The sequence below is a fragment of the Bradyrhizobium sp. SBR1B genome, from assembly GCF_014198205.1.
Classification (GTDB): domain Bacteria; phylum Pseudomonadota; class Alphaproteobacteria; order Rhizobiales; family Xanthobacteraceae; genus Bradyrhizobium.
On sequence record NZ_JACIHC010000002.1, the window covers coordinates 1 to 14,641 of the forward strand.

Consider the following 14,641-nt stretch of genomic DNA (forward strand, 5'->3'; position numbering starts at 1 on the left):
TCGCCCATTGGGCATCAGTCAAAACGAATCGGTTCATTCCAAGCTTGAATCACAATCAAGCGGGAATGAGAATCCTGAATCCAAACAGACCCTAGTCAGCGACGAGTTTGAGCTCGCAACAATTGCCGAGCCCATCCCATCGCCGCAGGCTCCGGTGCAGGGCACTTTGAATCATCTGAGGGCCGAGGCACTTGCGCATCTTAGATCGCCCTCCTTTGCAAGCCTCACCGATTGGATCGATACAGGCTTTGGTTAGTACCGGAGCAAGAGCTAGGCCAACTCATTACGCTCCGTGCCGGCTATGGCCGCCGGAAACTGGGAACCCCACAATAGCCCGGTTGCGCTGGCTTGCTCGAGAAACGGAACGGCACGGTTTTCTTGGTTCAATTCCGACTGCATTGCTGGGAGCACGACCTTGCATAACAAAATCAGACAATCTCAGCCGCCCGCTCTGCTTGACGCTGGCAGTTGCTGTCATCAGACGGAAGACAGGGCCAGGTAGATCAGCAGCGTTCTTTCACGGGTCTATCGACCTTCGCGTACGATCAATTGAGATGAGGGGATGAAGAAGCATCCGCCGAATCGATGTAGACCGTCGAGCCGACCTGCACGCGGCGCAGCTCCTGCTGGTATTCACCGGCTCTCGCTTTATGAACTGTCTCGATGGCTGGAGGATCCTTCGCACCGAAAATAAGGGCCTCCGCTAGCACGCGGCCTGTCATGGTGGACGGCCGGGAAATGCCAAGCAGGCTGAGCACGGTCGGCGCAAAGTCGCAGATACCCGAAGGCACATGAGATTTCACGCCGCTTCTGATCAATGGGCCCGCTAGGATGCCCAGTGAGGACATTTCCTTGGCGTGCAGCCCGCCGTGCACACCGAGCCCAACAGGCCAATGTGGGCTCCAGCAGCGCCCTGGATAGCCAAAGGGATCGCGACTATCGTCCCCCCGAAAGGAAAACAATATGTCAGCCGCCCGGGGATGATCGGCGAAGACCAGATGACGGGCAAGGCTGCCTGGGGCGATTCCATCCTCCCCGCTTCTCGCGCACGTAAACACCGGTCCGCACCAAGGCCGTTCCATCATTGCGGCTACCAAGCGGCGGATGGCGCCGTCGGACGGCTCCTTCAAGTAAATGGCGCCAACCTGCCCCCCTATGACGACCGCGTCGATGCCCGGTCCTGGCACCTGACCACAACGAATCCCAGTGGCATTCAGCGTGTCCAAGAGATCGGCCTGCGCGTGCACCGTCACATGGCCATGCTCGGATGCTACGATGAGATGCACGCCTTGCGGTGCGCCTTCAGATTCCCACCAGTCAAGCACGCGGCCGAATTGGCGGTCGAGAAAGCCGATCACCTCCAGAGTCCGTGTCGCGCCGATTCCGCAATAATGCGAGGTGGTGTCGGGCTCGCCGAAGGAGAGAATTGCGACGTCGGGCTGAATTTGAGGCCAGACCTCGTCAAGCAAGGCCGATGTTAGAAAGGCTTGAGCGGAAAGATCCGGGGTACCGTGAGGCGCCGGCGCAGGCGTCGGCCCAAGCCGCGCCTCCACTCTTTCGAGCGTTGGGGGCGACGTTGAGACACGAGCAAAATGACCCGACAGCGTCACTTGGCTCAGGGATCGAGCCTTATGGTTCAGCATGCGCGTTGCTCCGGCCGAATTGGAGGCGAGAACCGCAAAGCTCTTGCCGTTCGCCGCGAGAATCTCGCCTAGCGACGGCACGCCGACGAGGTGGCCGCAGCTCGCGGCATCGAGGTCCTCGACCAGGCGGTCGTCGCTCGTATCGATCAAGCGCGGGGCTGCGGCCACGCGGTCGAGAAACCTGTTGCCGACAATGCCATGACGATCCGGCGTCGCGCCGGTGATCAGGCTCGTCAGTGAAACCCGGGTCTCGCTGGGATAGATGGTGCGCTGCCGCGCTAGCATAGTACCGCGGCGCCTCAGTTTATTCAGGTTTGGAGTCCGCGATGGACTGATAAGATCGGGTCGAAGCCCCCCAAAAAGCACGATGATAACCCGGTTTGGACCTGATCGATGTAACATATTGGCACGCTCGCTTAGGTGTGTGTTTCAAGGGTTCGACGGCTGCTCACTTGAAGCGCTGCGAAAGGGTCGGACCTCGGCCCAGGCGGGGTTAGACCATGTCACCGATACTTTTCACGCCGTCCATGTGGACCCTTCCGTAATCTCGTCAGGGCTTTCGGGACGCAAGATCGCGGCCGCGGTCACCACAAGACAGCCGCTTCCGGACACAATCACTGTGCCGGGCACTGATTTGCCTCTAACGACCCTCGCAAAGCATTGTCGTGCCGATGATGCCTTCTCTCGCGAGCTCAGCAACATCGCTATCGGAGAGCTTGAGAAGGCCCGTCAGGATCTCGCTATTGTGCTGCCCCAGCGTCGGTGCCGCCGCACGAAGCGTATAGGGATCCTCCCCTTCGCGGATCGGCATTGATGGCTGTAGATGCGCGCCTATGAAGGGCCGCTCGAGGTTTTGTAGAAATGCGCGCGACCTTAGATGGGGATCCTGGAGCAGGTCGATTGGATGCCGAGCTACGCCGGACGCAACCTTGACCCTCTGCAATTCGAGCATCGCCTGATCTGCATTCCGGGTCCGCGTCCAGGCTTCGATTGCGTTCTCGATATCGCTCTCAATGCTTCGGCGGGCTTCTGCAGAATTAAGCGATGCGTCCATCGCCCAGTCTCGTCGACCAATAAGACTGGCAAGCCTCTGCCACATTTCATTGTCGGTGGCGGCTACTATAAGCCAGTTATCCTCGCCCGCGCATCGAAAACAGCCGTGAGGCACGAATTGCGGATGTCGATTGCCGTACCTTTTCGGCGGCATTCGGTCGATCGAGTGCATGGTGAGCCATGGCGCGGTAAATGGCAGCATGCATTCGGTCTGGGAAAGATCAATATGTTGTCCTTGCCTGGCATCACGAGCATAAATCAGCGCAATCAGAACTGCCGCGCAGCCGTTCAAGCCCCCGACAGCATCCCCGAAGGCAACATGGCTCATCACCGGAGGCATATCGGACTTTCCGACGACACCCGGCAGGCCCGACCCTTGTTCGAGAGTCGAGCCGTACGCCCGACAATCGCGATGAATACTATTCACGCCAAATGCGGACATCGACAGCTTGACCAATCGAGGATTGAGGGATCGCAGCACATCGAGGCCTAGTCCGAGCTTCGGCAGGACATCGACTGAATAATTATCGACGACAATATCCGCATCCGCCAAAAGCCGTTTAGCAAGAGCAAGACCTCGCGGCCGCGTCAGGTCGAGTGTCATGCCGCGTTTGTTACGGTTCACGATGCAGAAGCATGGCGCCCGCTCGTACATTTTGTGCTCGATGAAAGCTGGCCGCTTGTCTACGCCCCGCCACCAATCCGGATATTGGATGGCCTCGATTTTGATGACGTCCGCACCAAGATCGGCCAGGATGCGCGTACACAAGGGTCCTGACCAGCCCATCGAGAAGTCTATCACCCGAACCCCGGCCAACGGCGGCCGTCCCGCATCAGCGCAGTCCGCTGAAGGTAGAGGCAGACGCCTCTCCACCTTCGCGGTGGCTTGCTGCTCGCCAGGTAGCGGAACCCTGCCACCTCGGCGCGGCGGAGTTTGCGTCAAGCGTTGCATCGATCCGGCTGTCAAGCCTTCTTCTTCGTCAAAGAAAACAGGCACGATCGCGCCGCGTGCTCTCCTCTCGGTGTCTTTGACAAGGCCAGACATTTGGGGGACGGTCACGACAGGAATCTTACGTTTGAGCCCCTCCCTTAACCACTGTTGAGCTGTCCGCGTCTTCAATCTCGGTATGATCTGTTGTTCGATCTGCTCGGCGTCATGCAGACGATCGCTGCCGAGGAGGAGATCAGGATTGCCTCCAAGTTCGGAAAGGTCGAGCATGTCGCAAAACGCTCTCCACTGAGCGGGAGTGAAAATCGTAACACCGAGCCATCCTTCTTTTGTTTCGTAAATACCTCCCGGAAAGATCGGCCAGAATCGATTGATGCCCATACGGCGAACGACCTCGCCACGCGCCGCTGCCTCGAAGATGAGGTATTCGCTGAGAGCAAGGCTCGACTCGAAGACGCTGAGTGACCAGCTGCGGCCGGGCTCGCCCTGCATTCGAGCAATCACCGAAGACGCCGCGGCTATAAACCCCCATAGGCCGGCAAGAATACCGGTCTGGAAATCCGGAGCGTGCGAAGGCGGTCCTTCTGCCGGCCCAACCAGCTTGATGAGCCCAGCGAGCGCACGGACAGTCGAATCCGTCGCCGCAAAGTCTGCATAAGGCCCCCCTCGTCCGAACCAGCTCGCCTCAACGTAGATCAAGCCGGAGTGGCGGTCACGGATCGCAGCGACATCAATGGGCGGGCAGTTCGCGCAATCAACATCCCGACCATCGATCAAGATGTCGCATTCCTCGATCAGTGCAGTTAGCCTTGCGACCGCGCCCGCATTAGCGGGATCGATAATGGTGCTCGATTTGTTGTAATTGAGAAATGCGAACCACGCACTGTGGCCCTTGGGAGTGAGTGGCGCAGTACGGCGCATTGGAACTCCGCCTGGCGGCTCGATTTTCTGAACGTCTGCCGCGAAGTCAGCGAACAATCGAGCGCAATAGCTGCTGGCATCCGAGCTGCCGATCTCGATCACCCTCAAATGCGACAAAACCCCCGGCGATTGTGTCCTTCTGCTATCCATCCTTGCGCCAAAATCGTTTGCGGAATCCTCATCTCGGCGAGCGAGCCGCCTAGCAGGCCGTGGGTACTCCATCCGCCATGGTATAGCGATCGAGGGCCTGTTCTTTAGCCGGTACTCGGACCCTCGCCTGAGCACGACGGACATCCCGAGGACCCGAGCGACAATGACTGGGACACTCAACATCCGGCTCGAAGAGGCAAAATGCCATTAACTGGCCCGTGCTTGCCTGTTTCCGGCGGGGTGAATTGGCGAACTTGTGCAGAATGTAGGAACAGCTAGATGCAGACAAGGCCGTATGCGCTCTTTTCGCTCTCGTAGAGGAAGCGCGGTTAGTGCAGCAACAATCGTACCAATCGCGTCCTACGCGAAATTCATGCTGCGAGACAAGGGCTAGAAAGACTTTGCGTCTCGTTCGAGGCAAATAAGCGCATTGAAGCACCGATCACAAAATGTGCGGAATGAGACAAAGCGTCCGCTTGCGCCCAGCTGCCTGCCGAACAAGATCCAATAGGCAAATCTAGCAAAACTCTGCGTCCGTGGCGGCGCCCCGCTCCCTTATTTCTAGTCAACTACCAGCGCTCGCAATTGATGCAGTAGAAAAACGTGTGTCACTGCAGACGGGGCGCGCGCTAGCGCGGCGTCAGCAGTCGAATGCAACAGAGTCTCCCCGCCATGGTAGCGTATGATGACCCGGACGCGGATTCGCCGAGCACGCCGCCTCAGGGGTGGCTGAAATTACTTCTGGGAATCGGGCCGCCGATAGGCCCGCTCTACGTTACCGCGCCTTCAGGGTCTTTTAGTGTGGCCCGGCTCCCTCAAGGCGTGAGATTTGCCGGCCGATGTGCGACGTCGCCTGCCCTGAACGCGCTTTAATCTGAGAGGGACATTGGACCATGCAACCGCCTGTACTATCATCTAGCGCCGCGTCAATATCTCGAGGCGGGCCCGATGGCCCTGTTTGCGCACCCGACATTGCGCAGATCATCAAGTGGCGCGACAGCTCGTACGCGGCGGATCTCTATATTACGGCTGTGTCGTGGCTTGATTTTTTCACCTACCTTGATGGTCACCCGGCGACAGAGGAGGAACTTCGGGTCCATTTTGCCCTTCGGGAGCGTCCGATGCGGACCATGCTCCGCCTCTTTCAATCGTGGGGCCTCATCACCAACGAAGCCGGCCGACTTCACGCCACCGCCGCGTCCATTCGGTACCTCAGCGGCAAATCCCCTGATAGCGTTGCATCGTATATCGCAACCATGAAGTATAAGCCTTCTGTTCGGGAGCTTTACGAGATTTTACGAGATGGAGGCGCTGACACCTGGCACGTTGAACGCGGGGTGACAAAGAGCTGGGACGCCCTGATGCAGACCGACGAGTTCGCCGACCTGAATACACGCGGGATGGAGGAGCGGGGGCGGATTTTTGCTCCACACCTCGCAACTCTTCTTGATTGCACGGATGACACGTCCGTCCTCGACGTGGGCGGCGGATCTGGCGTGTATTCCGCTTATTTGCTGATGCGCTATCCCGCTCTCACAGCAATTATTTTGGAACGGCCGCCCGTTGATGAGCTTGCGCGCAGATGCCTCACGGATCGAAATCTTTACCCAGATCGCGTCCAAGTCATAGCTGGAGATATGTTCGCTGATCCGCTGCCCAGAGAGGCAACCCTTCATCTTTATTCACACGTTCTCCACAATTGGGGGGCGGACAAGGTTCGTCTTCTCCTGAGCAAGTCTCACGACGCTCTTTCGGCCGGCGGGCGCGTGGCGATTTTCAGCTGCCACCCGGACGACCGCGGAGGCTATCCGTCTCCCCCTGCTGAAGCAGAATACTCGGTGCTGCTTACGACAGGATACGAAGGCTGCTGTTACAGCTTCGAGGACATGCGCAGGACGCTTGAGGACACAGGCTTCCAGCAGGTCGAGTACCAAAAATCCATCTGCAACCGCAGCTTGGTTGTCGCTCGAAAGGCGGCCTGAAATTCGAGAGGCGCAAGGGGCTTTTGAGCCTGCCGCTGCGCTTCCTCAATTCGTGAGTGCGACATGCCGATTGAGACCACCGTTCTATTGTCAAAGCTGCGGACGGCTGGGTACAGCCTCTTCTCCGGCGTCCCCTGTTCAAACTTTGCGGATCTGTTCGATGAAGCCGCTCGTGAGCCGGGGTTCTTGGCGATCCCTGCAGCCAATGAAGGCAGTGCGGTTGCTCTCGCCGCCGGCGCGGTGCTGTCAGGCCGCAGGGCAGTCGTGGCGCTGCAGAACTCTGGTTTCGGAAATATCATCAACCCGCTGACGTCATTATTGTTGGTGAGTGAACTACCGGTCCTGCTCCTCCTATCCGTCCGGGGTCACCCCGATGGGCCTGCGGATGAGCCACAACACACGATTATGGGAGCCAAGACGACAGCCCTCCTGGACTTGCTCTCTATCGGGTGGCGCGACTTCGATGGAACTGATTCCGGCGTGGATCACGCCCTTGCGCGGAGCGACGAATTATTTTGCAAAGGCGCGCCCTTTGCGCTGCTATTTCGAAGCGGCCAGCTATCCAGTTGCGACCCAGCAAAATGTCCGCCTAACGCGATCGACTACAGCCTGACTGTCGGGGAGGTCATCGGGTCGATCTGCGGACAGATCGACCCGGATACACTCGTTATTTCTACGACTGGATTTGTCTCTCGCGAGCTGTTCCGAGTCTCGGATCGACCGCTGAATTTCTATGTCCAGGGCGCGCTGGGACATTGCGGAGCGATCGCGGCCGGACTCGCACTTACGTCGCCTGCCAGAACGGTCCTGGCACTAGATGGAGATGGCAGCGTCCTGATGCACATGGGGGCTCTATCCACCATTGGCTATGAAAGCCCAAGCAATCTGATCCACGTGGTGCTGGACAACGAATGTGATGTTTCAACGGGTGGCCAGCTCTCGACGTCACGAACATCTTCACTCGAGGCCGTCGCCTCCGCCTGCGGATATCGCACCGCCACCCTTTGCAAAGGATCAGATCATCTCATAGCTGTCACGGAGCAATCCTTGAGGACAAGTGGCCCTCATTTCATAGTTTGCAAGGTCAATCGGCAGCATCCGCCGCGGCTCCCGCGCGTCACCTCCCGATATTCGCCACTTCAGAACAAGACGGCATTCCAGCGAGCGCTTCACAACGGCGGCAGCGAGCCGGCACCAGCACAATAAAAAGGAGCATTGATGCACCGGAAGCCTCAACGTTCGACTTTGGCCATCCTGCGCCTGCCTTACATGGCTATCCCTTCAAAACCGACCGGCCTTCAACCAACCGCTACCACGGCGTCGCTCGCCGCCCGTGCATCTGTTTCTGACAAAGATGCGGTCACATTCCGACAATCTGACAGTCACATCCTGATTGAGCTATCGCATGCCTGAATTCGATGCAGACTATCATCCGATGATCATAGCAGGTTCGTCTTCCCATTCGGACTTGACGATCGAGGTAAAGAATCCTTTCACGGGAATACTTGTAGGCAAGGTGCCGCAGGCACGACCGGAACATGTCAGGAAAGCGTTCCAGGCTGCCGCGCGAACTCGGCCTAAACTGACCCGACGCGAACGGACCGATATTCTCCTTGGAACCGCAAGCGCGATTAGACGAGATCAGGATCAGCTTGCTCGGCTCATTACGTCGGAGACTGGCCTCTGCCTGAAAGACGCCCTGCATGAGACCAAACGCGCCTGCGACGTCTGGTCGTTTGCCGCCCATGCAATGATCCAGAGCGAAGGGGAGATTTATCCATGTGACATCGGCACAACTCCTCAGGAACGTCGCATCTTTGCCATTCGCAGACCTCTTGCCGGCGTGATCTCCGCAATCACGCCATTCAATCATCCTCTCAATCTTGTCAGCCATAAACTCGCTCCCGCCATAGCGACAAATAATCGCGTCGTCCTAAAGCCATCCGAGCGAGCTCCACTGACCGCCCTGGCACTTGGCAGAATACTGTTTGAGCAGGGACTTCCTGAGGAGATGCTCTCAACCCTGACTGGGACCCCAGACTCCTTAGAAGATGCTATGTTCACCGACCCGGATGCGGAGCTGGTGACATTTACAGGGTCGGTTTGCGTGGGGCGATACATTGCCGAGCGAGCTGGATACCGGAAACTCATACTTGAACTCGGAGGGAACGACCCAATTATCGTCCTCGAGGATGCCGACCCCGAACGTGCGGCGTATTTGGCCGTGCAAGGTGCAATCAAGAATTCGGGTCAACGATGCACAGCCGTCAAGCGGGCGTTGGTAGCCGAAACCATCGCCGACGACTTTGCAGATCGCGCGCTCCATTATATGCGGCAACTCGTGACCGGAGACCCCAGCGATCCAAATGTGGACGTCGGGACCGTGATCAGCCAAGAGGCCGCTCAACTGATCGCTCGACGTGTCGCCGGCGCGATTGATGATGGTGCGGTCCGGCTACTCGGCAGTCGACCCGACGGCGCATTTTTTCCACCTACGCTCCTGGATCGTGTTCGGACGACCTCCGAACTTGTTGTTGAAGAAACATTCGGGCCCGTGCTGCCGATCATCCGTTGTCCAAACGATATCGATGAAATCATTTCAATCGCGAACGCTACTAAGTTTGGACTTTCCGCGGGCGTTTGCTCTAACCGCATTGATCATATCACAAGGCTAATCAATGGCCTCGACGTAGGAAGCGTGAATGTATGGGAAGTCCCGGGTTATCGTACCGAAATGACGCCCTTCGGCGGGATCAAGCAATCGGGGCTGGGCTATAAGGAGGGTGTTCTCGAGGCGATGCGCGGCTTCACGCAGCTGAAGACGTACTCACTGCCGTGGCCGGTCTAAGCCTGGAACGGGCTACAACGTTTCAACAATTTATTCCGTGGCAAAGGCAAGAGCCTATTTGCCGTCAGTACCTGTGGGATGAGATGAGGACCTTCCAAGACCGGATTCCTGGTTCATCATAGCCACCAGGACCGAAGATGAAGCGAGGTCGGACGAGATAAAGCGCCGGCAGAACAAGTGCCAAAAGCATTCAGCGCCTGGTGGTCGGCAGTGCTCGGACAAGGGACGATCCGCATCATGCTGGAACGACCCAAGCATCCGGAGCAGCTTCAATTGCCCTCAAATCCCACGGCATAGCTGCCCTCTTCCCAGTCAAGTCCCACGTCGCCTCTGCTTTTGCGCGGCATCAATGCGCGTGGATCAGCTCCTGACTAGATGAAGGAACCTCGGCTAAGTTCAGTATTGGTTCTTGCTCCATGTCGCTCGCGCAGAGATTAGAGTACCGGCATTCGCAATCGTTGGTCATGTCACCGCAATTGATGCAGGCCATCAAACTGCTGCAGTTGTCCAATCTCGATGTTACGGCGTTCGTGGAAGAGGAGCTCGAACGCAATCCTCTGCTGGAGCGCGCCAGTGGCGAGGCAGCTGGCGTTGAATCCCCAACTGTGGCCAGTGAGGTCAGCGCGGAACAGCCGGCCGAAGCGGGCGCGCGCGACGCTCAGGACGCCGCGCCGACCGTCTACACCGAATGGGGCGGCGGCTCCTCCGGTGACGACGACTACAATCTTGAAAATTTTGTTGCTGCTGAGACAACGTTGTCGGGTCATCTCGCCGAGCAACTCTCTGTCTCCTTCACCGCACCGAGGCAGCGGATGATCGGGCAGTATTTGATCGACCTCGTCGACCAGGCCGGCTATCTGCCGCCCGATCTTGGCGGCGCCGCCGAGCGGCTTGGCGCAACGCAAGAGGACGTCGAGGGCGTTCTTGCCGTTCTGCAAAAGTTCGATCCACCAGGCGTCTGTGCGCGTAACTTGAGCGAGTGCCTCGCGATCCAGCTCTGCGAGCTCGATCGCTACGATCCCGCCATGCAGGCCCTCGTCGAGCATATCGACCTCCTCGCCAAGCGCGACATCGAGAGCCTACGCAAGCTCTGCGGCGTCGATGACGAAGACATTGCCGACATGATTACCGAGATCAGGCGGCTCAATCCCAAGCCTGGCATGAAGTTCGGATCGGCGCGGCTCCAGACCATGGTGCCCGACGTCTATGTTCGCCTGGGACCAGATGACGGCTGGCATGTCGAGCTCAACAACGACACCTTGCCCCATGTCCTAGTGAACCAGACATACCATTCGGAGCTGTCGAAGAAGATCGACAAGGAGGGCGACAAATCCTTTATCACCAGTGCGCTGCAAAACGCCACCTGGCTGGTGCGCGCGCTCGATCAACGCGCTCGCACTATCCTGAAAGTCGCGACCGAGATCGTGCACCAGCAGGACGGCTTCTTCACCCATGGTGTGGCCCACTTAAGACCGCTGAATCTAAGGGACGTCGCCGAGGCCATCCAGATGCATGAATCCACGGTCTCTCGCGTTACCGCCAATAAATACATGGCGACAAACCGCGGCACATTCGAGTTGAAATATTTTTTCACGGCCTCTATCGCCTCGGCCGACGGCGGCGAGGCGCACTCCGCGGAAGCCGTGCGTCACCGCATCAAGCGGCTGATCGATGCGGAAGAACCGTCTGCGCCCCTGTCGGATGATAGCATCGTGGAACGCCTGCGCGCCTCGGGCGTCGATATTGCTCGCCGAACGGTCGCTAAGTACCGCGAAGCCATGCGAATTCCCTGTTCGCTGCAACGCCGCCGCAATAATGAATGGAAAACAGTCAACAGTCGAACATCGGCCGGAGCTCGCAGACCGTGAAACACTACCGACTCGGGGTTCATCGGGCAAGACTATTCGCCTCGGATGCGTTGGCGACAAGCGAGAGTTGGAATGGTCTTGAGGGTCAATCACGAGAAGAGCAGAACGCAGTTGGAAATATTCTCGTGCGCTAGCGGGTCCCGCCCCACAAGAAGCTTGGCAACGCCTTGGTTCAGACAATTGCGTTAGGATCATTGTAGCCCACGAAGGGCGAGACTGCAGGTAGCAACTGGCGAGTCGCTTTTTTTTGCAGCCAGCGGAAGTCTGTTAGCGAATGATCCCGAACTTCATGGGAGGATGGCCCGTGCCTCAGGCAGTGTTTGCCAAACGATGACGTTCGCAGGCATCGCCAGCAATCGATTCAGCCAGGGAAAGCGCGCCGGCCGTGAAGCGAAAGCACGGTGCCGACGCGTTCTTCCAGGCAAAGTGCCGTGGAGAAGAGACGTTGCGCTTGGCCATAGTTGTCTACCAAAGCACGCCAGAGCTTTTCGCGCGCGAAACGCCGAGCGCTACCGGTGACGCAACTCCATATCGGGGTGCACACCCCCTCTTCGTTGTGTCAGCTCAGATGGTAGTGGTCCCGAAGGCCTAACCCCTAGCTCACAACTTTCCTCGCCTGCTGTAAACAGACTGAGCTCTGATCGAACACTTCATTCCAAACGCTCGGATCAGCCTACTCTTAGATCCTCAGCCGACATCTTGCCGGAACGGCCCGCCTTGAGCTCATAACTTACGCGAGCCCCCTCTTCCAGAGTGGTGTAACCGCCCTTTTCCACGGCACTCAGGTGCACGAACACATCCCCGCTACCATCCTCGGGCCTAATGAATCCGTAGCCCTTGGTCGGATTGAACCACTTCACAATACCCATTGCCACTTCGGCACCTCCATAGTGAACTGTTGTGATCTACCGAAAAGTCTTCGCACCATCAAGAGCAACAGCAAAAACGCTGCGGCCTCGATCCTGCCGCGTTTGTCGCTCCCAGGTGTCACCGTAAGATTCGAAGACACAAATCCCGCCGCCGCGATGAAATTTCGCCTCCTGCCGTGTTGAGCCGGACGCCGCTGTTTCCTTTTGCTTCAATTGCTGCGGCTACCGGTTCACCGCACAGTTGAATGCACGGGCAGTGACCGCCGACTTCAACCGGTTACTCGTATCCGCCCCATTATCCAAATTATCCGAGAGCCCGAGCAGCCCATTGTAGGTACGCGAAGAGCGCCGCTCCAAGGTTGGAATGCATAATGCATCGTGAGAATCACCCGAACCTGACTAAACGTGCAAGCCGTGCCGTCCGAGCAACGTCTACCAGCAGGGGACTTTGGAAATGACGTCTGCCGACTGTCATTGCCGCCCCGCCCGCCAACCCGTCCACGCCGCTTTGGCTGGCCATGACTTTAAGTCGTCTGCCACTGTGATCACCGGACTTCAACCGATGGCTCGCTTACGATGAGTGCGCTCGCAACAGGAGGCAGACATCGAGGCCCGGCTCACCATCCAGCTCCTCAAGAGCGTCTTACGCTGGCGGCGCCACGCGGACTCGCTCGTCAGCATTGGACCTCACCGTTATGATGGCCGACGAATGTGCGAAATGCTTCGCATTTCGCCCCAGCAATCCACGTTCTTATTAGCGCAACCGCAAGTCGGCGTCTTTAATAAGGCACAGACGTCGTGCTTTGACGACGGCCTGGGTCCGGGTGCCCGTTTCGAGCTTTCGCATCGCATTCTTGATATGAAAGTTGACGGTGTTCTCGCTCACTTTCAGGATGACACCGATCGACCAGGATGACTTTCCCTCCTCGACCCATCGCAAACACTGTACTTCTCGTTCCGACAGCACGACTACTTTCTCTTCGACATCGGCCATGAGTTTTTCCTGGGCTTGAGAGAACAGGAACGGCATCAGCAAATGCCATACCATTCATTCCCGCAGGGAAACCTCTCGCCGAATCAGAGCAAGTTAGTTGGAGTTGGCGGCTTCACTCTCGCAAAGCTGCCATCATCAAGCCGGCCCTATCGAGGAGCTCTCGCCATGTGTCGTAAACGCAACAACGGCATTCCGACAATCGGAGGGAACTCTGTGTGAACTGGACTTCACTAAACATTTCTCGCGCCGACAAGTGAGATCAACGCTCATGAACTAGGACGGCTCAGCCGTTTAGCGTCAATCCTAGGCAATGATGCAAGCCATTTACGCCCGGATAAACTACCAAAGCTGGTCATTGAGCGCTGTCACCCCAAAAGGATATGAACGACTTTGGTCAATCGAAGCATGGCTTTCAGGAATTGTGCCTGCAGTATCAACCGCAAGCCGCTCGGCCCGCAGCAGGCCATGAATACACGCCGTCATCGCCTGTCGAACGGCTTCGCGCCCAAGTCTGTTCGGACCATGAGCTATCGTTTTTGATGGAGGCGCATGATGGCCTTTCGGCTAGAATCGCCGCACGATCGGGCTTCAAAGGGCTCTGGGCATCCGGTTTCTCGATCGCCAGTTCGTTGGGTTTTCGCGATGCTAACGAAGCTTCTTGGAGCCAGCTGGTCGAAAGCATTGAACGCATCGTTGATTCGACTGAGCTACCGGTGCTCGTTGACGGCGACGGTGGCTTTGGCAATTTCAACAATGCGCGACTTCTCGCACGCAAACTTCGTCAGGTGGGCGCGGCGGGTGTCTCGCTTGAGGACAGCTGCTTTCCGAAGCTAAACTCTCTCGTTGGTGAGCGGCATCAGCTCGCCGATATTGATGAGTTCTCCGGCCGTCTGCGTGCTGTAAAGGATGTAGTCGGCGACACATTCATTCTGATCGCCAGGGTCGAGGCGCTGATCGCCGGGCACGGTCTGAACGAAGCTATCGTCCGTGCCCACGCTTATGCCGACGCGGGCGCGGATGCTATCCTGATACACTCGCGAAAGAGTAGCGCGAACGAGGTGCTTTCGTTCGCCGCCGAGTGGAGCAACCGGATTCCCGTCGTGATCGTTCCGACGACATACTACCGAACGCCGGTCTCGGCCTATCGCGATGCGCGCATCTCTACGGTTATTTGGGCCAATCACTCCATGCGAGCTGCCGCAGCTGCAATGCGACGTGTCTGCGATAGTATCGCAGCCCAAGAGAGCGTTGCGGGCATTGAATCTCATATCTCCCCGCTCACAGAGATATTCGATCTCTTGAGGTATGATGAACTCGCCGCATCAGAGAAGCGATATTTGCAGTCTCGATAGGCGGCAAAGCAG

At 57.7% G+C, this 14,641-nt stretch carries 10 protein-coding genes; 6 read left to right on the top strand and 4 right to left on the bottom strand.

The genetic code is table 11. The features are described from left to right. On the top strand, nt 1-256 hold a 256-nt coding region (locus GGD61_RS40195; protein WP_210310972.1), incomplete at its 5' end, for a hypothetical protein. Between the two features lie 289 nt (nt 257-545). Here the strand turns inward: GGD61_RS40195 and GGD61_RS04700 are convergent. Together GGD61_RS04700 and GGD61_RS04705 are read right to left on the bottom strand one after the other, a co-directional pair. Next, nucleotides 546-2,045, bottom strand: coding sequence for an alkaline phosphatase family protein (locus tag GGD61_RS04700; RefSeq protein ID WP_183230347.1), 1,500 nt, complete (start codon nt 2,043-2,045; stop codon nt 546-548). 238 nt (nt 2,046-2,283) lie between these two features. Then, nucleotides 2,284-4,716: a CoA transferase gene (locus GGD61_RS04705; RefSeq protein WP_183230348.1), complete on the bottom strand. Its 2,433-nt coding sequence runs from the start codon at nt 4,714-4,716 to the stop codon at nt 2,284-2,286. A gap of 1,121 nt (nt 4,717-5,837) precedes the next feature. Between GGD61_RS04705 and GGD61_RS04710 the strand changes: the two genes are divergently transcribed. From GGD61_RS04710 to rpoN, 4 genes are all read left to right on the top strand, one after another. After that, complete coding sequence (locus GGD61_RS04710; RefSeq protein WP_246785874.1) at nt 5,838-6,698, top strand: methyltransferase; 861 nt, start codon at nt 5,838-5,840, stop codon at nt 6,696-6,698. Between the two features lie 63 nt (nt 6,699-6,761). Beyond that, on the top strand, nt 6,762-7,904 hold the full coding sequence (gene aepY / locus GGD61_RS04715) for a phosphonopyruvate decarboxylase (protein WP_183230350.1): 1,143 nt from the start codon (nt 6,762-6,764) through the stop codon (nt 7,902-7,904). Nucleotides 7,905-8,103: 199 nt separating this feature from the next. Beyond that, complete coding sequence (phnY, locus tag GGD61_RS04720; RefSeq protein WP_183230351.1) at nt 8,104-9,546, top strand: phosphonoacetaldehyde dehydrogenase; 1,443 nt, start codon at nt 8,104-8,106, stop codon at nt 9,544-9,546. 416 nt (nt 9,547-9,962) lie between these two features. After that, nucleotides 9,963-11,414: an RNA polymerase factor sigma-54 gene (rpoN, locus tag GGD61_RS04725; protein WP_183230352.1), complete on the top strand. Its 1,452-nt coding sequence runs from the start codon at nt 9,963-9,965 to the stop codon at nt 11,412-11,414. Between the two features lie 668 nt (nt 11,415-12,082). Here the strand turns inward: rpoN and GGD61_RS04730 are convergent. Continuing rightward, nucleotides 12,083-12,289, bottom strand: a complete 207-nt coding sequence (locus GGD61_RS04730) for a cold-shock protein (protein WP_312012577.1) — start codon at nt 12,287-12,289, stop codon at nt 12,083-12,085. 748 nt (nt 12,290-13,037) lie between these two features. Further along, nucleotides 13,038-13,313, bottom strand: a complete 276-nt coding sequence (locus GGD61_RS04735) for a helix-turn-helix transcriptional regulator (protein ID WP_246785875.1) — start codon at nt 13,311-13,313, stop codon at nt 13,038-13,040. 344 nt (nt 13,314-13,657) lie between these two features. On the opposite strand from GGD61_RS04735, the gene aepX reads away from it, so the two are divergent. Further along, nucleotides 13,658-14,629 (top strand): phosphoenolpyruvate mutase, encoded by a 972-nt coding sequence (gene aepX, locus GGD61_RS04740; protein ID WP_183230354.1) that lies wholly within the window; start codon nt 13,658-13,660, stop codon nt 14,627-14,629. The last annotated feature ends 12 nt before the right edge of the window (nt 14,630-14,641 follow it).